The 21,895-nt window shown below is 69.4% G+C and carries 15 protein-coding genes; 7 read left to right on the top strand and 8 right to left on the bottom strand.

Going from position 1 to position 21,895, the window contains the following annotated elements; translation table 11 throughout:
• Positions 1-152: 152 nt before the first annotated feature.
• On the top strand, positions 153-344 hold the full coding sequence (locus FNV62_RS21785; RefSeq protein WP_060897400.1) for a hypothetical protein: 192 nt from the start codon (positions 153-155) through the stop codon (positions 342-344).
• Positions 345-395: 51 nt separating this feature from the next.
• Here the strand turns inward: FNV62_RS21785 and FNV62_RS21790 are convergent, their stop codons facing one another.
• Positions 396-1,052, bottom strand: a complete 657-nt coding sequence (locus tag FNV62_RS21790) for a TetR/AcrR family transcriptional regulator (RefSeq protein ID WP_225900326.1) — start codon at positions 1,050-1,052, stop codon at positions 396-398.
• Positions 1,053-1,222: 170 nt separating this feature from the next.
• On the opposite strand from FNV62_RS21790, the gene FNV62_RS21795 reads away from it, so the two are divergent.
• Positions 1,223-2,134 (top strand): ABC transporter permease, encoded by a 912-nt coding sequence (locus FNV62_RS21795; RefSeq protein ID WP_060897401.1) that lies wholly within the window; start codon positions 1,223-1,225, stop codon positions 2,132-2,134.
• Between the two features lies 1 nt (position 2,135).
• Entirely contained in the window at positions 2,136-2,960 is an 825-nt protein-coding gene (locus FNV62_RS21800) for an ABC transporter ATP-binding protein (RefSeq protein WP_179858537.1), read from the top strand.
• 130 nt (positions 2,961-3,090) lie between these two features.
• Here the strand turns inward: FNV62_RS21800 and FNV62_RS21805 are convergent, their stop codons facing one another.
• From FNV62_RS21805 to FNV62_RS21820, 4 genes are all read right to left on the bottom strand, one after another.
• Entirely contained in the window at positions 3,091-4,242 is a 1,152-nt protein-coding gene (locus FNV62_RS21805; RefSeq protein ID WP_225900327.1) for a glycosyltransferase, read from the bottom strand.
• Positions 4,239-7,154 (bottom strand): CDP-glycerol glycerophosphotransferase family protein, encoded by a 2,916-nt coding sequence (locus FNV62_RS21810; protein WP_144315551.1) that lies wholly within the window; start codon positions 7,152-7,154, stop codon positions 4,239-4,241. The genes FNV62_RS21805 and FNV62_RS21810 overlap by 4 nt, the downstream gene beginning before the upstream one ends.
• 106 nt (positions 7,155-7,260) lie before the next feature.
• Positions 7,261-7,767, bottom strand: coding sequence for a GtrA family protein (locus FNV62_RS21815; RefSeq protein ID WP_143601832.1), 507 nt, complete (start codon positions 7,765-7,767; stop codon positions 7,261-7,263).
• A gap of 283 nt (positions 7,768-8,050) precedes the next feature.
• Entirely contained in the window at positions 8,051-12,991 is a 4,941-nt protein-coding gene (locus tag FNV62_RS21820; protein WP_097284962.1) for an NAD-glutamate dehydrogenase, read from the bottom strand.
• Positions 12,992-13,711: 720 nt separating this feature from the next.
• Between FNV62_RS21820 and FNV62_RS21825 the strand changes: the two genes are divergently transcribed.
• Positions 13,712-14,278 (top strand): DJ-1/PfpI family protein, encoded by a 567-nt coding sequence (locus FNV62_RS21825; protein ID WP_054229601.1) that lies wholly within the window; start codon positions 13,712-13,714, stop codon positions 14,276-14,278.
• 169 nt (positions 14,279-14,447) lie between these two features.
• On the opposite strand, the gene FNV62_RS21830 is transcribed toward FNV62_RS21825, so the two are convergent.
• Together FNV62_RS21830 and FNV62_RS21835 are read right to left on the bottom strand one after the other, a co-directional pair.
• Positions 14,448-15,119: an HAD family hydrolase gene (locus tag FNV62_RS21830; RefSeq protein WP_054229600.1), complete on the bottom strand. Its 672-nt coding sequence runs from the start codon at positions 15,117-15,119 to the stop codon at positions 14,448-14,450.
• Positions 15,120-15,165: 46 nt separating this feature from the next.
• Positions 15,166-15,681 (bottom strand): DUF6912 family protein, encoded by a 516-nt coding sequence (locus FNV62_RS21835; RefSeq protein ID WP_054229599.1) that lies wholly within the window; start codon positions 15,679-15,681, stop codon positions 15,166-15,168.
• Between the two features lie 353 nt (positions 15,682-16,034).
• Between FNV62_RS21835 and FNV62_RS21840 the strand changes: the two genes are divergently transcribed.
• The gene (locus FNV62_RS21840; RefSeq protein ID WP_144315552.1) at positions 16,035-16,622 is read left to right on the top strand and encodes an Rv3235 family protein; all 588 of its coding nucleotides are present in this window, start codon (positions 16,035-16,037) and stop codon (positions 16,620-16,622) included.
• Between the two features lie 111 nt (positions 16,623-16,733).
• On the opposite strand, the gene secA is transcribed toward FNV62_RS21840, so the two are convergent.
• Complete coding sequence (secA, locus tag FNV62_RS21845; protein ID WP_143601834.1) at positions 16,734-19,550, bottom strand: preprotein translocase subunit SecA; 2,817 nt, start codon at positions 19,548-19,550, stop codon at positions 16,734-16,736.
• A 244-nt stretch (positions 19,551-19,794) separates the two neighbouring features.
• Between secA and FNV62_RS21850 the strand changes: the two genes are divergently transcribed.
• Both FNV62_RS21850 and FNV62_RS21855 read left to right on the top strand, forming a co-directional pair.
• The gene (locus tag FNV62_RS21850) at positions 19,795-20,373 is read left to right on the top strand and encodes a GNAT family N-acetyltransferase (protein WP_144315553.1); all 579 of its coding nucleotides are present in this window, start codon (positions 19,795-19,797) and stop codon (positions 20,371-20,373) included.
• A 344-nt stretch (positions 20,374-20,717) separates the two neighbouring features.
• A complete protein-coding gene (locus tag FNV62_RS21855) occupies positions 20,718-21,893 on the top strand; it encodes a winged helix-turn-helix domain-containing protein (protein ID WP_097284966.1) in 1,176 nt (391 codons plus the stop codon).
• The last annotated feature ends 2 nt before the right edge of the window (positions 21,894-21,895 follow it).

A 21,895-nucleotide genomic window follows, 5' to 3' on the forward strand; every position in this document is an offset into this window, starting at 1 on the left:
ACCTGGTGAGGTGTAGCCCACTGCACCAGGGGTTCGGGAGGGCGCTCCCTCGTGGTGGCGATCAGGCGACGGCAGAGTTGATCTCAACGGGAAACACCCCGTTGACCTCGGAAAACAGGCCGTCCCAGGCCCCGCTGGAAGGAAACATCCTCATGAAGGCGCTCCTGTCGTCGAAGCCGGTCCTCTGGTTCCTGTTCCTGTTCAACCTCGTCGTCGCCGCGGTCGCCCCGTTCGTCGTCGACGGCGCGCAGGGCGTCGCGACCGCGGTCGGCATGGGGGTCGTCTCCCTCGGCGCGGGCAGCGCCCTCCTCAAGGGCCGCAAGGAGGGACAGCACGCCGCCTGAGGGGCCTTCGACAGGTGCGTGTGGAACCCGCCGCCCGTCGGACAGGCGCCCTCACAACGCCCGCAGCGCCGCCGCCGTGGCCCGGGCCAGGCTCGCCAGGTACCCCTTCGGCAGCTTGGGCCCGCGGACCACCACCGCCCGCCAGTACAGCGGGCCCGACATGAGGTCGAGCGCGAGTTCCTGGTCGATCCCCTCGCGCACCTCGCCCCGCGCGGCCGCCGCCGCGACGATTCCGCTCGCCACTCCCTGCTGGCCCTCCCGCAGCGCCTTCTGCATGGCGTCCGCGATGTCGGGGTTGCGGGCCGCCTCCGCCTGGAGGTCCGGGATGATCTGGCCGGCCACGGGGTGGCGCAGCGCACGGGAGGTGACCTCGTACAGCAGGCGCAGGTCGCCCTCCAGGGAGCCCGTGTCGGGGGCGGGCAGTCCCTGGACCGCTATGGCGGAGACCAGGTCGAGCACCAGGTGCAGCTTCGAACGCCATCGCCGGTACACCGCCGTCTTGCCGACGCCCGCGCGGCGCGCGATGCCCTCGATGGACATCCGGGCGTAGCCGACGGCCGCGAGCTCCTCGAAGACGGCGGCCCGGATCGCCTCGGTCACGTCCTCGCGCAGCACGGCCGCCCCCGCCGGAGCCCTACGACGCGGGGCCTTCCCGGCGGCACTCCCCGCGTTCGCGGCGGCACTCGTGGTGTCGGCGTTCGTCGTCATGCCTTCCAGCATAGGGCGTGACGACGAAACGGTTGCGTTCCGACGTCAAGAAGCCATAGTCTCGCGTTGCGACGATACGGTCCCGTCCCGACGTAACAAGCTGGCAAAGCAGCAGTTAAGAAACGTCAAGGACGGCCCGCGCATCCCACCCCCGAGCGAAAGCAGCGGATGTGAGCCAGGTCCTCCACACACCGCCGACGTCGGTTTCCCCCACCGACGATCCCGCGGCGCTCGCCGCCCGGTACGGCCTCACCGTCAGTGGCGCCCGCCCGACCCTGCCGGAGTACGTCCGCCAGCTCTGGGCACGGCGTCACTTCATCACCGCCTTCGCCACCGCCAAGCTCACCGCCCAGTACAGCCAGGCGAAGCTCGGCCAGGTCTGGCAGGTGGCGAACCCGCTGCTGAACGCGGCGGTCTACTACTTCATCTTCGGTGTGCTGCTCGGCACCAAGCACGGCGTGCGTGACTTCGTGCCGTTCCTGGTCACCGGCGTCTTCATCTGGACCTTCACACAGAGCTCGATCATGGCGGGCACCCGGGCGATCTCCGGCAGCCTCGGCCTGGTCCGAGCCCTGCACTTCCCGCGGGCCGCGCTGCCGGTGTCGTACGCCATCCAGCAGCTCCAGCAGCTGCTGTTCTCGATGGCCGCGCTGGTCGTCATCCTGCTCTGCTTCGGCATTCCGGTGAGCACGTCGTGGCTGCTCGTCGTGCCGATCCTGACGCTGCAGTTCGTCTTCAACGCGGGCGTCGCGATGATCATGGCGCGGATGGGCGCCAAGACGCCGGACATCGCTCAGCTCATGCCGTTCGTGCTGCGCACCTGGATGTACGTCTCCGGTGTCATGTGGAGCATCGCCTCGACGCTCAAGCACAGCCACATGCCGCACTGGGCGATGGTCGCGCTGGAGAGCAACCCGGCCGCCGTCTACATCGACCTGACGCGCTACGCGCTGATCGACAGCTTCGGCGCCCACCAGCTGCCGCACCACGTGTGGGCGCTGGCGATCGGCTGGGCGCTGCTCGCCGGAGTCGGCGGCTTCATCTACTTCTGGAAGGCCGAGGAGACGTACGGACGTGGCTGACATGGCTGACACCCTCACGCAGGACGCCCGGCCCCAGGATGCGGTCGGCAGCGCCGAGGCGCTCGTCCCCACCGTCGTCGCCGACCACGTGGACATCGTCTACCGGGTCAACGGCACGGGTGCGGGACGGGGCAGCGCCACCGCCGCGCTCAACCGCATGCTGCGGCGCAAGCAGGCCGAGAAGGCCGCGGGCGTACGCAAGGTGCACGCCGTCAAGGACGTGTCCTTCACCGCCTATCGCGGCGAGGCCATCGGTCTGATCGGCACCAACGGCTCGGGCAAGTCCACCCTGCTCAAGGCGGTCGCCGGCCTCCTTCCCGTGGAGAACGGCAAGATCTACACCGACGGTCAGCCCTCGCTGCTCGGCGTCAACGCGGCCCTGATGAGCGACCTCACGGGTGAGCGGAACGTCTACCTCGGCGGGCTCGCCATGGGCATGTCCCGCGAGCAGGTCAAGGAGCGCTACCAGGAGATCGTCGACTTCTCGGGCATCAACGAGAAGGGCGACTTCATCACCCTCCCGATGCGGACGTACTCCTCCGGGATGGCGGCGCGGCTGCGGTTCTCCATCGCGGCCGCCAAGGACCACGACGTGCTGATGATCGACGAGGCCCTCGCCACCGGAGACCGCTCCTTCCAGAAGCGCTCCGAGGAGCGGATCCGGGAGCTGCGCAAGAGCGCGGGCACGGTGTTTCTGGTGAGCCACAACAACAAGTCGATCCGGGACACCTGCGACCGCGTGCTCTGGCTGGAGCGCGGTGAGCTGCGGATGGACGGGCCCACGGAGGACGTGCTCGCGGAGTACGAGAAGTTCACGGGGAAGTAGGGGCGACTCAGGGGGTGCGGGGAACTGTGTGCTGTCGGCTGCGGGTCGTACGTGGCTGAGCGCGCAGTTCCCCGCGCCCCTTTGGGCGCGCCTCGGTGGGCCGGAATCGACCGGCCCACCGAATTCGCTTCTACCTCTCCAAGAAGGTGAAGAGGTCTTCCCACCTGCGGACGATCTCGTCCGTCGTGTAGCGCTGGATGTTGACGCGGGCCGCCTCGCCCATGCGGTCGCGCAGGTCCTTGTCGGACATCAGGGTGTCGAGACGGCGGGCCAGTTCGCCGGTGTTGCCCAGGGCCGCCAGCAGACCGTCCACGCCGTCCTCGATGATCTCGTGGACGCCGGGGGCGCAGTCGAAGGCGGCGCACGGGAGGGCGGTCGCCATGGCCTCCATGAGGGCGAGGGGGAAGCCCTCGCCGCGGGAGGACAGGACGAAGACGGAACCGCCGCGCAGGGCGCCGGGTACGTCGCCGGTGCGGCCCATCCACTCGACGGAGTCGTCGAGGCCGAGGGCGGTGCACTGCTTCTTGAGCATCTCCTCGTCCTCGCCGGAACCGAAGATCCGCAAGGTCCAGTCGGGATGGCGGGGCGCCACCTCGGCCCAGGTGTCGAGGAGCATGTCGATGCCCTTCTGGTCCGAGAGCCGGCCGACGCTGACGACGACGTTCTCGGTCCGCGAGGAGGGCACCTCGGGCATGAAGGGGATCGGGTTCGGCATGAAGGACGCGTTGTCGAGGCCCTGGCGGATCCACAGGTCGGCGTCCTCGCGGGTGAGCGCGAGCATCCGGTCGACGTCCTTGTAGTGCTTCTGCACCCGCCCGAAGCGCGAGGTCGCCTTCGAGTACGCGAAGGACTCGTGGCTCATGCCGATGACGGTCAGGCCGGTGGTGTCGGCGAGCTCCACCCACTCCATCGCCCACACCTGCGTGACGATCACGACGGCGCCGGGCCGCGCGGCCTGGAACAGCCGGGTCAGCTTGGCGGCCTGCTCGCGCATTCCGGTGGCCCGTTCGACACGCAGCCTGCGCTCGGCGACGTTGAGCCGCCCCTTGATGCCGCGCGCGGAGCCCACCCGCGGCGGGTGTACGTCGTACAACGTCGTGGTGGGGTAAGGGAGTTCGCCGAGCTCCTGGACGACCGCGGGCTCGGTGATGCCGATGACGTGGACGCGGTGGCCGCGCTCGGTGAACAGCCGGGCCATCTGGTGCGACCAGCTGGTCACGCCGCCGAGCTCGTCGACGCTGTTGGAGACGAAGAAGACGTCCCGCTCGCTGTACGCGGTCACGCGCGCCTCCACTGGGAGAAGAACTGGTCGACGATGCTCTGCGCGGCGTTGCCCTGGTCGAACTCGCCGAAGTCGGCGACGAACCGCTCGCGCGGGGCCGCGTACTTCACCTTCTGCTCCTCCAGCGAGTCCAGGACCGCGTGCAGCTCGTCCTCGGTGCGGACGACCGGGCCGGGGGCCCTCTCCAGCAGGTCGAAGTAGGTTCCGCGGCCCTCGTGCACGTACTCGTCGTAGTCGTACGTGAAGAAGAACATCGGGCGGTCGAGGAGGGAGTAGTCGAACATCACGGACGAGTAGTCGGTGATCAGACCGTCGGCGAGCGCCAGCAGGGGGGTCATGTCGTGGTAGTCCGTCACGTCGATGACCCGGCCGCGCACGGAGGGCGGCAGCACGACGTGGTTGAGGTAGTGCGAGCGGACCAGGAGGACATAGCGGTCGCCGAAGGTGTCGGCGAAGCGCTCCACGTCGAAGGGCAGCTCGAACCGGCGCTTGCCACCGCGCTGACGGAAGGTCGGCGCGTACAGCAGGATCTGCTTGTCCTCCGGGATGCCGAACTCGGCCGCCAGGGCGCCGCGCTCCCGGTGCCCGGCGGCCCCCTCGCGCTGCTTGGCCTGGACGAGCGCGTCGTTGCGCGGGTAGCCCACCCGCAGCAGCGTCCGCTCCTGGAGCCGGAACGCCCGCGCGAGGGTGCGCACGTCGTGCTCGGAGCGGATCAGGAAGCGGTCGAAGCGGTCGAGGGTGCGCTGCTGCTCGGCCTGCTCCTCGCGGGACTTGAGCTTCCACTCCGGCTCGTCGAAGCCCATCCGCTTGAGCGCCGAGCCGTGCCAGGTCTGGATGTACGTCGTCTCGGGCCGCTTGGTGACCTTCAGCGGGTAGCTCTGGTTGTCGACCCAGTACTCGGCCTGCGCGAGCGCCTTGAGGTACGGCAGCGACCAGCGGCGTACGAGGGTGGCGTCGTCCGGGAAGCCCTGGGGACTGTCCGCGTAGGCCCACACGGCCTCGAACTGGAGGCCCTGGCGGCGCATCTCCTCGTAGATGGCCTTGGGGCTGTCGCTGTACTGCCGGCCCAGGTGGCTCTCGAAGACGACGAGGCCCTTCTTGACGGGCAGGCGGCTGAACACGTCGTGGTAGACGCGGAGCTTGGTGTCGCCGGAGGTGAGTTCCTTGCGCAGCGCCTTGGCCTTGCGGTAGCCGGTCTTGGCGAGCCGCCCGGTCGGGCCCTGCACACCGCGCTGGACGAGTTCGCTGGCCTTCTTGTCCGGGACGAGCCGGAAGGAGAGGTGGCCGCGGGAGGAGACCTCGGGCTCGATGCGGTCGGCGACCAGCCGGGTCAGGCGGGGCCGGACGGGCAGGTGCCCCTGGGCCAGCTCGGGCTCGGAGGCCGTGAGCCGGGTCGTGGTGCGGACCGTCCCCGCGCCTTGGCCCTCACCTGCGACGGCGAGGTGGAGGCGTACGTCCCAGACCGCGTCCACGATGCCGAGCGGGCGCAGGCCCTTGGCGAGGTCGGCCGAGGTCTCCCAGGCGATGGCCTCGCCCTCGTGCCGCACGGTGGCCACGGGGAAGCGGAAGGTCTGGAAGCGCACGCCCGGACGGCGGGCGTAGAACTCCAGCTGCGCGGAGAGCCGGGCGTCGGGCGGGATCACACCGAGCGGGTTGGTGATGCGCCCGGCCAGCCGGACGGTGCCGTCGTCCTCCGCGTATCCGGTCAGCGCGTTGCGCAAGAACATCTTCTCGACCGGCTTGGTGTGGTAACCGAGCTCGGTGACGTCCAGGACGTGCCGGGCGAAGGCGTCGTGCTCGATGTGCTCGGCGCACCAGTACACGCGCCCCTCGTGCTCGACGAGCGGCGAGGAGATCTTGTCGCGGTTGCTGAGCGTGTCCACGGCGGGCAGCAGGTTGTCCCAGTCGGCCTCGTGGAGGAGGTACGCGCAGATGGCGTGGATCGGCTCGATCTCGTCGAAGGCGATGCGGTCGATCGACTCCAGGTAGGTGCGCGCGATCTGCGCGAACTCCTGGCGGTAGGTCTCGTCACGGAAGGGCAGCTCGCGCAGGTGCAGCACCAGGTCGTGCTTGAGCCACTTGACGTCCTTGGCGAACTTCAGCTCCAGCAGGCCGTGGTCGGCCAGGAGCTGGTCGACCCGGCGGTGGATCTCCATGCGGTGCGTGAAGTTGGCGATCTCGTCGCGCCGGTTGCTGATGGACTTCACGGCCGTCTTCGGCTTGTCCACGATCCGCCACTCGTACACCCGGTTCGGGATGAGCGTGATGCGGCGGGCGGCCACGTAGGCCTGCGCGGAGAACAGCAGGTCCTCGTAGTGGATGCCGACCGGGAACTCGAGGCCCTCATCGAGCAGGAACTGCCTGCGGTAGCACTTGTTCGTCGACAGCGTGTCGAAGACCAGCAGGTCGGGCAGCTCGGAGATGGACTCCAGGGTGCGGGTGCGGTCGTACAGCCAGGGGTACCACTTGACCTCCTTGCCGGTGCGCGAGTCCACGTGCACACGCACGCACAGGCCCGAGACGAGGTCCGCGCCGGTGGACTCGGCGGCCTCCAGCATGTTGCGGCAGGCGTTGCGCTCCAGGACGTCGTCACTGTCGAGGAAGATGACGTAGTCGCCGCGGGCCTGCTGGATGCCGTGGTTGCGGGGGGCGCCGCAGCCGCCGCTGTTCTCGGGCAGCCTGAAGGCCCGGACCCGGTCCGGGTGCGCGGCGGCCAGTCGCTGTGCCACGTCGTACGAGCCGTCCGTGCTGCGGTCGTCGACGATGACGACCTCGACATCGCGCAGGGTCTGGTCGAGAACGGAGCGCACGGCCGTCGTCAGCCGGGACGCGTCGTTGTAGACGATCACGACCACGGACACGGCGGGCACGGCTGCTGTTTCTGCTGGCGGGCAGGGGTGATCCACACTCATCCTATTAATGCTAGACATTCCTGACGGTCCAACCTAGGCGATCTAGTCCATTTGCGTATCACCTAGGTGGATACCGATCGCCCGCAAAAGGGGTCCGAGCGGCTGTCTAGCGGCTGTGTTTCACCTGTTCGAACACCCAGGTGCGGTACACGAGGAAACGGAACGCCGAGGCCAGCACGATCGACAGCGCCTTGGCCAGGTTGGATCCGAGCGGGGTGTCCATGCCCAGACCGTGGTAGCCGACGTAGAACAGCGCACTCTCCATGATGACGCCGATGCCGCTGAAGGCGAAGAACAGGGCGATCTGGCGCCGGGTGCGCGAGGCCCGGTCACGGTAGGCGAAGAAGCGGAAGCCGAGGTAGTTGCTGGCCATGGCGACACAGCTGGCGATGACCGTGGCGGCCATCGGGGCCCACGCCAGACCATGCAGGAGAAGGTTGAAGACCAGGAAGTTGACTGCGATACCGCTACCGCCGACGGCTCCGAACTTCACCAGTTCGAGGACGATCCGCCGGGTCCTTTCGATCGCCCCGGGAGGAGTGGCGGCTGGTGCGGGCTGGGGCGGTGCGGGGGCCTGTTGGCCTACACGGGCCCGCCCCTCGGAGAGGTTCACAGTCACAATTGTCCCTTTTATCAGCAATAGGTAAATTCCAGTTCAGGTTTCCCCGAGAGATCCGCAAGAGCGAGGCAAGAGGGCGGCCAAGGCGCTTGCGCCTACCTGCACAAACAGGGGCAGCCCCGGCCATCCCGGCCGGGGCTGCCCCGTCGATGTACATCCGATCGAGTGAAACAAGTGCACTCACGAGTGGGTCAAGCGAACCCAGGAGGTGACCCTACGCGTGGGTCACCTCGACCCACGCGTGCGTCACCGCGATCCACTCGTGCGTCACCGTGATCTACGAGTGCGTCCGCAGCAGCGTCCGCATCGTGCGCATCGCCACCGACAGGTTCGCCAGGTCGAACGAGTCCGAGGTCTGGATCTCCTCCAGGGTGGTGCGGGCGCGGCCCAGGATCGCCGCGTTCTTCTCCTCCCAGGCCTTGAAGCGCTGCTCCGGGGTCGAGGTGCCGTTGCCGACGGCGAGCACGTCCGCGGTGAGCGCCGCGTGGGCCGCGTACAGGTCCTCGCGGATCGAGGCGCGGGCCATGGACTGCCAGCGGTCGGCACGCGGGAGCTCGATGATGCGGTCCATGAGCTGGGTGATGTTCAGGCGGTCGGCGAGGTCGTAGTAGACCTCGGCGACGGACATCGGGTTCTTGCCGGTGCGGTCGGCCACCGCCACGATGTCCAGCGTCGGGAAGGCCGAGGAGAACCCGGCCACGTGCGTGGCCAGCCCCTCGGGGACGCCGGCGCCCGTGAGCTCCTCGAAGATCTGCTGGTACCACTCCAGGTCCGCACCGCGCAGCAGCTTGGGCAGCTCGCCCCAGACCTGCGCGACCCCCTCGCGGAAGAAGGAGATGTTCTCGGCGAGCTGGAGCGGCTGCGGCCGGTTGTTGAGCAGCCAGCGCGTGCCCCGCTCGACGAGACGGCGCGAGTGCAGCCGGATCCTGGTCTGGACGTCGGCGGCGACGACATTGTCGAGCGCCTCCACCGCGTCCCACACCTTGCTCGACTCGAAGATCGCGCGGGCCGCGGTCTGCGCCCGGACGATCTCCTCCAGGGACGCGCCCGTCTCCTCACGGAGGCGGTGCAGGAAGCTCGTACCACCCGTGTTGACCGTGTCGTTGACCAGGACGGTCGTCACGATCTCGCGGCGCAGCGCGTGCGCCTCGATCTGCTCGCGGAACTTCTCACGCAGCGCGGTGGGGAAGTACGCGAACAGCAGGCTCTGCAGGTACGGGTCGTCCGGCAGCGAGGTGGCGAGCAGCTCGTCGGAGACCGTGATCTTCGTGTACGCGAGGAGCACGGCCGTCTCCGGACCGGTCAGGCCCTGCCCGGAGTTGAGCCGCTCACGGATCTGCCGCTCGTTGGGCAGGAACTCCAGCGCCCGGTCGAGGTGACCCTCCCTGACCAGGAAGCGCAGGAAGCGCTGCTGGGCGTGGAGCATGCTCGGCGACTGGGCCAGCGCGTTGGCGATCGCCACGTTCTGCGCGTAGTTGTTGCGCAGGACCAGGGCGCCGACCTCGTCGGTCATCTCGGCGAGCAGCTTGTTGCGCTGCTTGACCGTCTGATCGCCGTTGGTCACGACCGCGTTGAGCAGGATCTTGATGTTCACCTCGTGGTCGGAGGTGTCCACGCCCGCGCTGTTGTCGATGGCGTCGGTGTTGATCTTGCCGCCGTGCTGCGCGAACTCGATCCGGCCCAGCTGGGTCAGACCGAGGTTGCCGCCCTCGCCGACGACCTTGACCCGCAGGTCGGCGCCGTCGACGCGGATGGCGTCGTTGGCCTTGTCGCCGACGTCCGCGTGCGACTCCGAGGACGCCTTGACGTACGTACCGATGCCGCCGTTCCACAGCAGGTCGACCGGCGCCTGCAGGATCGCCTTCATCAGGTCGGCCGGGGTCATCTTGGTGACACCGGCCTCGATGCCGAGGGCCTCGCGGACGTGCGCGTTGACCGGGATCGCCTTCGCGGTCCGCGGGAAGACTCCGCCGCCGGCCGAGATCAGCTCGGTGTTGTAGTCGGCCCAGGACGAGCGCGGCAGCTCGAAGAGGCGCCGCCGCTCGGCGTACGAGGTCTCCGCGTCCGGGGTCGGGTCGAGGAAGATGTGCCGGTGGTCGAAGGCGGCGACCACGCGGATGTGCTCGGAGAGCAGCATGCCGTTGCCGAACACGTCACCGGACATGTCACCGACGCCGACGACGGTGAAGTCCTCGGTCTGGGTGTTGACGCCCAGCTCCCGGAAGTGCCGCTTCACGGACTCCCAGGCACCGCGCGCGGTGATGCCCATCTTCTTGTGGTCGTATCCGGCCGAGCCGCCGGAGGCGAAGGCGTCCCCGAGCCAGAAGTTGTAGCTCTCGGCGACCTCGTTGGCGATGTCGGAGAAGGTCGCGGTGCCCTTGTCGGCGGCGACGACGAGATAGGTGTCCTCCCCGTCGTGCCGGACCACGTCCACCGGGGGCACGACCGCACCGGCTACCAGGTTGTCGGTGATGTCGAGCAGCGCCGAGATGAAGGTGCGGTAGCTGCGGATGCCCTCCGCGAGCCAGGCGTCGCGGTCCACGGACGGGTCGGGCAGCTGCTTGGCGACGAAGCCGCCCTTGGCGCCGACGGGCACGATGACGGTGTTCTTCACCATCTGCGCCTTGACCAGGCCCAGGATCTCCGTCCGGAAGTCCTCGCGCCGGTCGGACCAGCGCAGACCACCGCGCGCGACCTTGCCGAAGCGCAGGTGCACGCCCTCCACCTTCGGCGAGTACACCCAGATCTCGTACGCCGGTCGCGGCGCCGGCAGGTCCGGGATGGCCTGCGGGTCGAACTTCATGGAGACGTACTGGTGCGGCTTGCCGCCCAGCGCCTCCTGGAAGAAGTTGGTGCGCAGGGTCGCCTTGATGAGGGTGAGGAAGGAGCGCAGGATCCGGTCCTCGTCCAGGCTGGCCACCTGGTCGAGAGCGGCGTCCAGCTCCTCCATCAGCGCGTCGGTCAGCTCGACACCCGCGTGCTGGCGCTCCGGCGACATCCGCGCCTCGAAGAGCGAGACCAGCAGCCGGGTGGTGTGGACATTGTTTCGGAGGGTGTCCTCCATGTAGTCCTGGCTGAAGGTGGAGCCCGCCTGGCGCAGGTACTTGGCGTACGCGCGCAGCACCATCGCCTGCCGCCAGGACAGCCCGGCGCTCAGCACGAGGGCGTTGAAGCCGTCGTTCTCGGCCTCGCCGGTCCAGGTGGCGGCGAAGGCCTCCTGGAAGCGCTCACGGCCGTCGTCGCCGAGGTAGTCGCCGTTGCCGTTCAGAGACTTGGGCAGGCGCAGCCCGAAGTCGTAGATCCAGGCCGTCGTACGGTCCGAGCAGCGCAGCTCGTAGGGGCGCTCGTCGGTGACCTCGACGCCCATGCGGTTGAGGGCCGGCAGGACCGCCGAGAGGGAGACCTGCTCGCCGGTGCGGTAGATCTTGAAGCGGCGCTCGCCGGGACCGGCGCCGACCGGCTCGTACAGGCTGAGCGCGAAGTCCTTGCTCCGGTCGCGGGTGAGCTTCTCCAGGTGGACCAGGTCGGCGACCGCGGCACGCGGGGTGTGGTCGGCCTTGTAGCCCTCGGGGAAGGCGCTGCCGTAGCGGCGCAGCAGCTCGGCCGCGCGCTCCTCGCCGCACTCCGCGTTCAGCGCCTCGGCGAAACCGTCGGCCCACGAGCGGGCGGCCTCGACGAGCCGCACCTCGAGCCTGTCCTTGTCTGCGTCGCTGAGCTGCGTCAGCTCGGTGCCCTGCGGGACCCGCACCACGAAGTGCAGTCGGGAGAGGATCGACTCGGTGTTCCAGGCGGTGAAGTCGACGCTGGTGCCGTTCAGCTCCTCCTTCAGGATGTCGATGATCCTGAGGCGCACCCCGGTGGTGTAGCGGTCGCGCGGGAGGTAGACGAGGGCCGAGTAGTAGCGGCCGTACTCGTCCTGGCGCAGGTAGAGGCGCAGCCGGCGCCGTTCCTGGAGGTAGAGGACGCTGGTGACGATGGCACGCAGCTCGTCGGCGGGCGTCTGGAAGAGCTCGTCGCGGGGGTAGGTCTCCAGGATCTGGAGCAGGTCGCGGCCGTCGTGGCTGTTGGGCGAGAAGCCCGCGCCCTTGAGGACCTCCTCGACCTTGCGGCGGACCACGGGGACACGGCGCACGGACTCGGTGTACGCGGCCGAGGAGAACAGGCCCAGGAAGCGCCGCTCGCCGACGACGTTGCCCTCGGCGTCGAACTTCTTCACACCGATGTAGTCGAGGTAGGACGGCCGGTGCACGGTGGCACGGCTGTTGGCCTTGGTGAGGACGAGCAGCTTGTGCTCACGGGCCTTGGCGCGGGCGTCGGCGGGCAGCCGCTCGAAGGACGGGCTGACCGGGTGACTGTCGTCACCGCCGTGCTGCGGGTCGGAGCGCAGGATGCCGAGTCCGGTGCCGGGGACGGCGGCCAGCGAGTCGTCGTCGTGCAGCTCGTACTCGCGGAAGCCCAGGAAGGTGAAGTGGTCGTCCGAGAGCCAGCGCAGCAGCTCACGGGCCTCCTCGACCTCCTGGTCGCGCAGGTCGTCGGCGGTCGGCTCGGTGGGCAGTTCCTCGGCGATGCGCAGCGCGGCGTCGCGCATCTTCTCCCAGTCCTCGACGGCCTCGCGGACGTCGGACAGGACGCGCAGCAGATCGGCGGTGATCTGCTTCAGGTCGGCGCGGTCGGTCTCACGGTCGATCTCGACGTGGATCCAGGACTCGACGTGCGCGTCGTGCGGCAGCCCCTCGATGGTGGGGCGGTCGGGCAGCACCTCGATGAGCTCGCCGGTCAGATCGCGCCGTACGACGAACTGCGGGTGGATGACGACGTGGATGCCGCGGCCCTGGCGGGACAGCTCGTTGGTGACCGAGTCGACGAGGAAGGGCATGTCGTCGGTCACGACCTCGACGACGGAGTGGCTGCAGGTCCAGCCGTTCTCCTCGACGGTGGGCGTGTGCACTCGGACGTTGGCCGTGCCCTGGGGGCGGTTCTCGGCCAGTCGGTAGTGGGAGAAGGCGGCTCCGAAGACATCGACCGGGTCGCGGTCGGTCAGGTCCTCCGGGGCGGTGTGCAGGTAGTAGCGCTGGAGGAACGCGAGCACGGTGTCCTTGTCCGGAGTGCCCTCGCTCGTCGTCCCAGTCGGTAGGTGCCCCCCGACCGGGCTGTTCTCAGCTACCCGGGCAGCCCTCTCGAGCAGCTCGGCCTTGGCTTCGTCCAGCTTGGTCTGCATTGTCCTCTGGCTCCTGTCGCGCGCCGTTGCGTGACGTAGAAGGAAGTACGGTCTCTTCTCCGACGTAACGCCGTGACGCGGGGTGTCCGGTCTGGTCCGACGCTATGCCGCATGGAGAGATGAGCGGGGGGGTATCGGCCATTCTCGGCACCCTCGGCGACTGTGACGCTGATCTCTGCGTCGTCCGTCCCCGGGGTGTCCGCGGCCTACGGAGAACGCTCGCGATTCCGCTTGCGCCCGCGTTTCCGCTGGTGCTTGCCGCGGTCGCCGCTCCGTCCCGCCCATGAAGATCAGCGATCGCCGCCCGGTCACGGATGTCGTCCGTGCGCTCCGGGCGCGAGGCAGGGGCAACTGGGCCCCCGCGAGATATCGCGCTGATCACGCCACCAGGCTATCGCTCCCTACCCGGGGCCCGTCATGAGCCGTATGTGTACAAAACCGGGGGTGGAACTTTGACAGTATGCACAGGGACGAATGGGACGGGAACGTGCAGTCCTCCGGTAACCCTCTCCTGCGGCACCACGTTGACGAGGACGGTGGCGCAGAGGCGGAATAGAGCTGGGGCCCCGCTGAAGTCCCGTTGAAGTCCTTCTGAAGTCCCGTTGGGACCCGCTCGGGCCACCGGGGTCCGACTGGGGCCTGGAGTCCCGCTGGGGCCCCTGGGACCCACCGGGCCCGCTGAAGCTCCACCGAAGCTCCACCGAAGGGAGCGGCACCGACATGACACCGAAGATCCTGATGGTCACCGGCGACGCGGCGGAATCACTGGAGGTCCTGTACCCCTACCAGCGCCTGCGCGAGGAGGGCTACGAGGTCCATATCGCGGCCCCCACCCGCAAGCAGCTCCGCTTCGTGGTCCACGACTTCGAACCCGGCTTCGACACGTACACGGAGAAGCCCGGCTACACCTGGCCCGCCGACCTCGCGTTCTCGGAGGTCGACCCCGGCCAGTACGCCGCCGTGGTGATCCCGGGCGGCCGCGCGCCCGAGTACCTCCGCAACGACCCCGAACTCCGCAAGATCCTCAAGTCCTTCTTCGACGCCGACAAGCCCGTGGCCCAGATCTGCCACGGCCCGCTCCTCACGGCCGCCGCAGACGCCCTGAGCGGCCGCCGCGTCACCGCGTACCCGGCACTGGAACTGGACATGCAGGCCGCCGGAGCGACCTTCCAGGACGCGGAGGCGGTGGTCGACGGCACCCTCGTGTCCGCCCGCGCCTGGCCGGACCACCCGGCCTGGATGCGCGAGTTCCTCAAGGTACTGAGGGCGAAGGCACCGGTGGGCTGAACGACTCGGGGGCGATGACGTGGGAGGTGTGAGCCGGGTACGCGGCTCAGCGCCGACGAGATCGGAGCCGGGTAGGCAGCTCAGCACCAGCGAGATCGGAGCCGGGTAAGCGGCTGCCCCGCCGGCGAGGGGCGCCGCACACCCCGGGCGGCGGGCGCGGACGGCAGGCCTACGCCGCCATCAGTCGCTCGGCCTCCTCGACCGCCTCCTCCAGGCTGTCCACCACGGGCACGCCGACCCCTTCGAGGCTGGCGCGACTGTGCGAACCGCCGGTGTAGAGCACGGCGCGCGCCCCCACGTGCAGGGCGGCCACCGCGTCGTCGGCGGCGTCCCCGATCACCACCGTGCGCTCCGGGTCCACGCCCGCGAGCGAGCCTATGTGCCGCACCATGTGCTCGGCCTTGCTCCCGCCGGACGGCCCGACCCGCCCCTCCACGCGCACGAAGTGCGGCTCGATCCCGAACCCCCGCACCAGCGGCACCAGTTCCTCGTGCACATACATGCTCAACAGCGACTGGCTGCGCCCCGCCGACCGCCAGTCCGCGAGCAACGTCGACGCCCCCTCGGTGAGCTCGCACGTCACACGGTGCTCCGCGTAGTACCGATGGAAGGTGTCGTCCATGACCTCCCACTCGGCATCGGTCGGCAGCCGCCCCATCAGCCGCTCGTAGAACTTAGGCACCGGCACGCAGTACAACTCCCGGTACCGCTCGAGCGTGAGCGGCTCCAACCCCAACTCGGCGAACGCCGCGTTCGTCGCTCCGATGATCGCGGCGTTGTCGTGGAACAGCGTCCCGTTCCAGTCCCACACGATGTGCGCTGCTGCGCCCTGCTTCCCCATACCAAGAAACTACCCGCCCGCACTGACAACGCCCCTCGGCGCAGGCTCAGTCCTCCAGCCCCACCAGGTTGGGAATCTCCTGCGTCGCGAACCACAACAACTCGTGGTCCTCGGCCCCGTCCACGATGAACTGCGCGTCGTCGTCCCCGTGATCGGCCGCCCCGAGCGCGTCCACGGCGGCCGAGACGTCCTCCCCGGCGTCATCGGCGTCCACGTGCACCGCGGCCGCCTTGGACAGGGCCACGGGCCCCGACACCCGCACCTCACCGAGCGCCACCGGATCGAGTCCCCGGTCGGGATCGGCGACCGCGGCCCGGTCGGGAACGTCGACCGCGACGACCACCCGCCGCCGCACGGCCCCCGGCTCCCCCGCGAGCAACCGCAGCGAAGCCAGCGCGGCCCGGTTCAGCGCCGCGTACTCGAGTTCTTCGATGTCGTCGGAGAGGTACCACTCGCGCAACGCGGGCGTGACGGCGTACGCGACGACCGGTCCCGCCGCCAGCTCCCCCGTCTTGTACGCCTCGGCGAGACCGGAGAGGGTCAGGGGGACGTAGACGCGCATGGCTGGCCGCTTTCGTAGTCGGGAGGGTTCCCGGGTCGGAGGGCTCCCGAAAGGGCGGTCCCGCGCCTCCCGGGAAGGCCTTCAGGATACGTGCGGGCGTCCCCTTTCGGGTCCCGGTCCCTCCCCCGTACGGCGTCCACCCCCGGCCCGCGATTCACCCGGAACATCCCTTCCCCGCCGGGCCTCCCACCCCTCCCGCTCACTCTGATAGGTGAACCTTCCTGCCGCCGCGGCGCGCACCCGGCGTCCTTGCGGGGACCTGCTCCCGCCTCGTAGAAGATCCCCAACACGAAGTTACCGCCCGGTATCGACCGGTCGCGGTGAGCGGGGCCGACGCTGAACGGGGACGACGCATGAACAAGGTGATGACCAGGACGAAGCGCCGCCCGGGCACCCGCCCACCCGGCCGCCACGACACCCGCCGCCCCGGCACCACCCCACCGCGCACCCCGGGCGCAGGCGCACCCCGCCCGGCCCCGGGAGACAGCCCACCGCAGGCACCCGCACCGCAGGCACCCCCGGAGGAGGCCGCATCCCGTACCCGCCTCCTGTCCCCACGGCCGTCGCCGCCGTCCTCGTCGCCGTCCTCACCGCCGCCGCAGCCCCGCCCCACCGACCTCTTCGCCGAGCGCCTCCTCGCCGTGCTCAGCGGCCAACGCCCCGTCCACTGCATGCTGCGCCACACCGCGGGCCGGGCCTACGACGAGCTGGCCTGGCTCGCCGAACGCGGCCCCCTGCGCACCCGCGGCGCCCGCCCGGTCGTCCGCGACATCGGCTACTACGTGCCGCGGCCCGGCGCGATCGAGGCCTTCGCCCGCATCGGCGCGGGCGACCGGCTCCGCGCGATGGCCTTCCGCCTGGAACAGGGCCCCGACCTCCGCTGGCGCTGCACGGCGGTGGAACTGGGCGGACCCCGCATGCCCCGCCCGGACGACGACTGAGCAGCCCCTGGGTCCCTGAACCCCCGCTGACCGACGCGAAGGGCCGGACACCCACAGGTGCCCGGCCCTTCACCGCTTCTCAGCGCTCATCGGCTCTCGCGAGCCGATCGGTCACTTCTTGCGGCGCCGCCCGTTGCTCTTCAGCTGCTTGCGGCGCTCCGCGCGCGTGAGGCCGTCCGCCTCGGAACGCACGGGCTCGTCGTCGTCGTTGGCGAAGTCGCCCTCGACGATGCCGCCCTCACCGTCCACGGTCGGCGCGGAGAAGTGCAGCCGGTCGGGACGCTGCGGGGCGTCGAGCCCCTTGGCGCGGATCTCGGGACGCGCACCCGCGGGCACGACGTCCTCCCTCTTCTCCAGCGACGGCGCGGCGTCCTCGACCGGGACCTCCTCGACCTGCTGCTCGACCTGAACCTCCAGGTTGAACAGGTAGCCGACGGACTCCTCCTTGATGCCGTCCATCATGGCGGAGAACATGTCGAAGCCCTCGCGCTGGTACTCGACCAGCGGGTCCTTCTGCGCCATGGCACGCAGGCCGATGCCCTCCTGGAGATAGTCCATCTCGTAGAGGTGCTCGCGCCACTTGCGGTCGAGGACCGACAGGACGACCCGCCGCTCCAGCTCCCGCATGATCTCGGAGCCGAGCTGCTCCTCACGGGCCGCGTACTGCTCGTGGATGTCGTCCTTGATGGACTCGGAGATGAACTCGGCGGTCAGACCGGCACGGTCGCCGGCCGCCTCCTCCAGCTCGTCGACGGTGACCTTCACCGGGTAGAGCTGCTTGAAGGCGCCCCACAGCCGGTCCAGGTCCCACTCCTCGGCGAAGCCCTCGGCGGTCTCGGCCGCGATGTAGGCGTCGATCGTGTCGTCCATGAAGTGCTGGATCTGCTCCTGGAGGTCCTCGCCCTCCAGGACGCGGCGGCGCTCGCCGTAGATGACCTCGCGCTGCCGGTTGAGCACCTCGTCGTACTTCAGAACGTTCTTGCGCGTCTCGAAGTTCTGCTGCTCGACCTGCGACTGGGCGGAGGCGATCGCGCGCGTGACCATCTTGTTCTCGATCGGCACGTCGTCCGGCACGTTGGCCATCGACATCACGCGCTCGACCATCTGGGCCTTGAACAGGCGCATCAGGTCGTCACCGAGCGACAGGTAGAAGCGGGACTCGCCCGGGTCGCCCTGACGGCCGGAACGACCGCGCAGCTGGTTGTCGATACGACGCGACTCGTGGCGCTCGGTGCCCAGCACGTAGAGCCCGCCGAGCTCCTTGACCTCTTCGAACTCCGCCTTGACGGCCTGCTCGGCCTTCTCCAGGGCGGCGGGGAGGGCTGCGGCCCACTCCTCGATGTGCTCCTCGGGGTCGAGGCCACGCTGACGCAGCTCCGCCTCGGCGAGGTCATCGGGGTTGCCGCCGAGCTTGATGTCCGTGCCTCGACCGGCCATGTTCGTGGCGACGGTCACAGCGCCCCGGCGGCCGGCCTGGGCGATGATCGGGGCCTCACGGTCGTGCTGCTTCGCGTTCAGCACCTCGTGCTGGATGCCCCGCTTCGAGAGCTGCTGCGAAAGGTACTCGGACTTCTCGACCGACGTCGTACCGACGAGGATCGGCTGGCCCTTCTCGTGCTTCTCGGCGATGTCGTCGACCACCGCGTCGAACTTGGCGACCTCGGTGCGGTAGATCAGGTCCGACTGGTCCTTGCGGACCATCGGCTTGTTGGTCGGGATCGGGACGACGCCGAGCTTGTAGATCTGGTGGAACTCGGCGGCCTCGGTCATCGCCGTACCGGTCATGCCGGAGAGCTTGCCGTAGAGGCGGAAGAAGTTCTGCAGGGTGATCGTGGCGAGCGTCTGGTTCTCGTCCTTGATGTCCACCCCTTCCTTCGCCTCGATCGCCTGGTGCATGCCCTCGTTGTAGCGGCGGCCGGCGAGGATACGGCCGGTGTGCTCGTCGACGATCATGACTTCGCCGTCGATGACGACGTAGTCCTTGTCCTTCTTGAAGAGCTCCTTGGCCTTGATGGCGTTGTTCAGGTAGCCCACCAGCGGCGTGTTCACCGACTCGTACAGGTTGTCGATGCCCAGCCAGTCCTCGACCTTGGCGACGCCGGGCTCGTGGATGGCGACGGTGCGCTTCTTCTCGTCGACCTCGTAGTCCCCGGTCTCCTCGATGCCCTTGAGGGGGTTGCCGGCCTCGCCCTTCTTCAGCCGGGTGACCAGCTTGGCGAAGTCGCCGTACCACTTGGTGGCCTGGTCGGCCGGGCCGGAGATGATGAGCGGCGTACGGGCCTCGTCGACGAGGATGGAGTCGACCTCGTCGACGATCGCGAAGTTGTGGCCCCGCTGGACGAGTTCGTCCTGCGACCAGGCCATGTTGTCGCGCAGGTAGTCGAAGCCGAACTCGTTGTTCGTGCCGTACGTGATGTCGCACGCGTACTGCTCACGGCGCTGGGCCGGCGTCATGTTGGCGAGGATGCAGCCGACGGTCAGACCCAGGAACTTGTGGACGCGACCCATCATCTCGGAGTCGCGCTCGGCCAGATAGTCGTTGACCGTGATCAGGTGAACGCCGTCTCCGGAGAGGGCGTTCAGATACGCGGGCAGCGTGCCGACGAGGGTCTTGCCCTCGCCGGTCTTCATCTCCGCGACGTAGCCGAGGTGGAGCGCGGCGCCACCCATCATCTGCACGTCGTAGTGACGCTGTCCGAGGACGCGCTTGGCGGCCTCACGCACGGTGGCGAAGGCCTCGGGGAGCAGGTCGTCCAGGCTCTCCCCATCCGCATACCGCTGCTTGTACTCATCAGTGAGGGCGCGCAGCTCGGCGTCGGAGAGGTCGACGAAGTCCTCTTCGATGGAGTTGACCTGGTCCGCGATGCGGTGCAGCTTGCGCAGGATCTTGCCTTCGCCTGCACGCATGATCTTCGAGAGGACGGACACGGGGGTTTGTCTCCTTGCCGGTCGGGCCTGGGACGGTCGGGTTCAATGTCAGATTCAAATCACAGCTTGAGCAACGGCCATCGTAAGCGAGGACCCCACCGCGCCGGGAGGTCTGCCAGTGACAGCCACTAGGACAACGGACAGGGGTTGCGGAAGGTGCCGCGTCCGCGCTGCGAAAAGTAACCGAACCGTCACTCGCCGCAAAGGAATGGCGCCCTTTCGGTGGTCCTAGCAGAATCGGCCGATGGACCCCGTCACGCTGACCACCGACCGGCTGCTCCTGCGCGCCGTGGACTCGCACGACACCGACTCGGTGTACGAAGCAGTCCAGGACCCCGACATCCAGCGCTGGACCACGATCCCCTCGCCCTATCTCCGCGAGCACGCGACGGGCTTCACGGACCAGATGGTGCCGGGCGGCTGGGCGGACGGCTCCATGTTCACCTTCGGTGCCTTCCTCCTGTCGGGGGACCTGGCGGGCATGCTCTCCATCAGCATGCGTTCACTCGGCGTCGGCGAGGTCGGCTTCTGGGCGGCCAAGGAGCACCGCGGCAACGGCTACATCACCGAGGCCACCCTCACCGCCGCCCGCTGGGCCTTCACCAGCCTCGCCGTCGACCGCCTGGAATGGCGCGCCGAGGTCGGCAACAAGGGCTCCCGCGCGGTCGCCGAACGCGCCGGCTTCACCCTGGAAGGCACCCTCCGCTCCGCCCTCAACAACAAGGGCGTACGCCGAGACTGCTGGATCGGCTCCCTACTCCCCTCAGACCTGGGCCTGCCCTCAACGGCCCCATACCTGCCCGCCCCACCCTCCACTCCGTAGCTCCCCAGGAGGGTGCAGGGCATAGGGGCCCCGCGGGGGCGGGCGCACTGCCCTGGCGGAAGCTGGGGTAAGACGAAGCCCCCGCCGGGGTCCGGGGCCGGGCCCGTGACGCGGTGCAGGAGCGCAGCCTCGCCAGAGTCCGAGGCCGGAGCCCCTGGCGGGGTCCGGGGGCGAAGCCCCTGCCGGGGTCCGGGGCCGGGCCCGTGACGCGGTGCAGGGGCGCAGCCCCGTCAGGGTGCAGGGGCGCAGCCCCGCCGGGGGTCCGGGGCGGAGCCCCTGGGATGGGTCGGGTAGGGGCGGCGGGGGCGAGTCCACTGTCAGTGGCACCGCCTACCGTGTGGAACATGACGAGCCTCCCGCGTCCCACCACCGACCTCTCCGCCGAAGAAGCCCGCCGCATAGCCCTACGGGCCCAGGGCTTCCTGGGCGCCCCCGACCGCAGGGCCGGCGTCCGCGGAATCCTGCGACACCTCGGCGCGGTCCAGCTCGACACGATCTCCGTCCTGGCCCGCTCCCACGAGCTCATCCCGTACGCCCGCCTGGGCGCGGTAAGCCGCAAAACCGTCGACCAGGCCTACTGGACCGACACCCACGCCTTCGAGTACTGGTCCCACGCCGCCTGCATCCTCCCCGTCGAGGAATGGCCCCACTTCGCCTTCCGCCGCCGCGCCTACCGCTCCCGCCCGCACTGGAACCACGACCTGCCGGACGGCACCTACGACCAGGTCATCAAGCAGCTCCGCACGGAAGGCCCCCTCACGGCCACGGAGTTGGGCGGCGCGAAGAAGACCAGCGAGTGGTGGGACTGGTCGGGCACCAAGGTGGCCGTGGAGCGCGCGCTGATGTACGGCGAGGTGGTGTGCACGGAGCGCCGCGGCTGGAAGCGCGTGTACGACCTCGCCGAGCGCGCCGTCCCCGAGGCCCTGCTCCACGACGAGCTGGACGACACGGAGTGCCTGCGCCGTCTGGTCGGCCTGGCCGGCAAGTCCCTGGGCGTCGGCACGCGCGCGGACATCGCCGACTATCACCGTCTCAAGGGCGAGCAGGTCGACGCGGTGATCGCGGACTCGGGCCTGGTCCCGGTGACGGTGGAGGGCTGGGGCAAGCCCGCGTGGGCGGACCCGGCGGCCCTGGAGACACCGCCGCGCGGCCGCCACCGTACGACGCTGCTGTCCCCGTTCGACTCACTCATCTGGGAGCGGGCCCGCACGGAGCGGATCTTCGGCTTCACCCACCGCCTGGAGGCGTACACGCCCAAGCCGAAGCGGGTGTACGGCTACTTCGCGATGCCGGTCCTCGCCGGGGGCCGGCTCGTCGGCCGCGTGGACCCCGCCCGCGAGGGCCGCACCCTGGTCGCCAAACAGGTCACGTTGGACGGCGCCAAGGCGGTCCCTGCCGTGGCCCAGGCCCTCCTGGAGGCAGCGAGCTGGGTGGACTGCACAAACGTACGCGTGGAACGGGTGGACGCCCCGGACCTCCGCGAGCCCCTCGCGAAGGAACTCACCCGCGCACTGGCCTGACC

Origin of the sequence: Streptomyces sp. RLB3-17, assembly GCF_007113425.2 — a bacterium.
Lineage (GTDB): Bacteria > Actinomycetota > Actinomycetes > Streptomycetales > Streptomycetaceae > Streptomyces > Streptomyces mirabilis_D.

Excerpts from the sequence above, each read along its gene's own strand:
- FNV62_RS21830 (WP_054229600.1), bottom strand. The coding sequence starts at position 15,119 with ATGGGGAAGCAGGGCGCAGCAGCGCACATCGTGTGGGACTGGAACGGG.
- FNV62_RS21790 (WP_225900326.1), bottom strand. The coding sequence starts at position 1,052 with ATGACGACGAACGCCGACACCACGAGTGCCGCCGCGAACGCGGGGAGT.
- FNV62_RS21800 (WP_179858537.1), top strand. The coding sequence starts at position 2,136 with ATGGCTGACACCCTCACGCAGGACGCCCGGCCCCAGGATGCGGTCGGC.
- FNV62_RS21825 (WP_054229601.1), top strand. The coding sequence starts at position 13,712 with ATGACACCGAAGATCCTGATGGTCACCGGCGACGCGGCGGAATCACTG.
- FNV62_RS21840 (WP_144315552.1), top strand. The coding sequence starts at position 16,035 with ATGAACAAGGTGATGACCAGGACGAAGCGCCGCCCGGGCACCCGCCCA.
- FNV62_RS21850 (WP_144315553.1), top strand. The coding sequence starts at position 19,795 with ATGGACCCCGTCACGCTGACCACCGACCGGCTGCTCCTGCGCGCCGTG.
- FNV62_RS21855 (WP_097284966.1), top strand. The coding sequence starts at position 20,718 with ATGACGAGCCTCCCGCGTCCCACCACCGACCTCTCCGCCGAAGAAGCC.
- FNV62_RS21835 (WP_054229599.1), bottom strand. The coding sequence starts at position 15,681 with ATGCGCGTCTACGTCCCCCTGACCCTCTCCGGTCTCGCCGAGGCGTAC.
- FNV62_RS21810 (WP_144315551.1), bottom strand. The coding sequence starts at position 7,154 with ATGAGTGTGGATCACCCCTGCCCGCCAGCAGAAACAGCAGCCGTGCCC.
- FNV62_RS21820 (WP_097284962.1), bottom strand. The coding sequence starts at position 12,991 with ATGCAGACCAAGCTGGACGAAGCCAAGGCCGAGCTGCTCGAGAGGGCT.
- FNV62_RS21785 (WP_060897400.1), top strand. The coding sequence starts at position 153 with ATGAAGGCGCTCCTGTCGTCGAAGCCGGTCCTCTGGTTCCTGTTCCTG.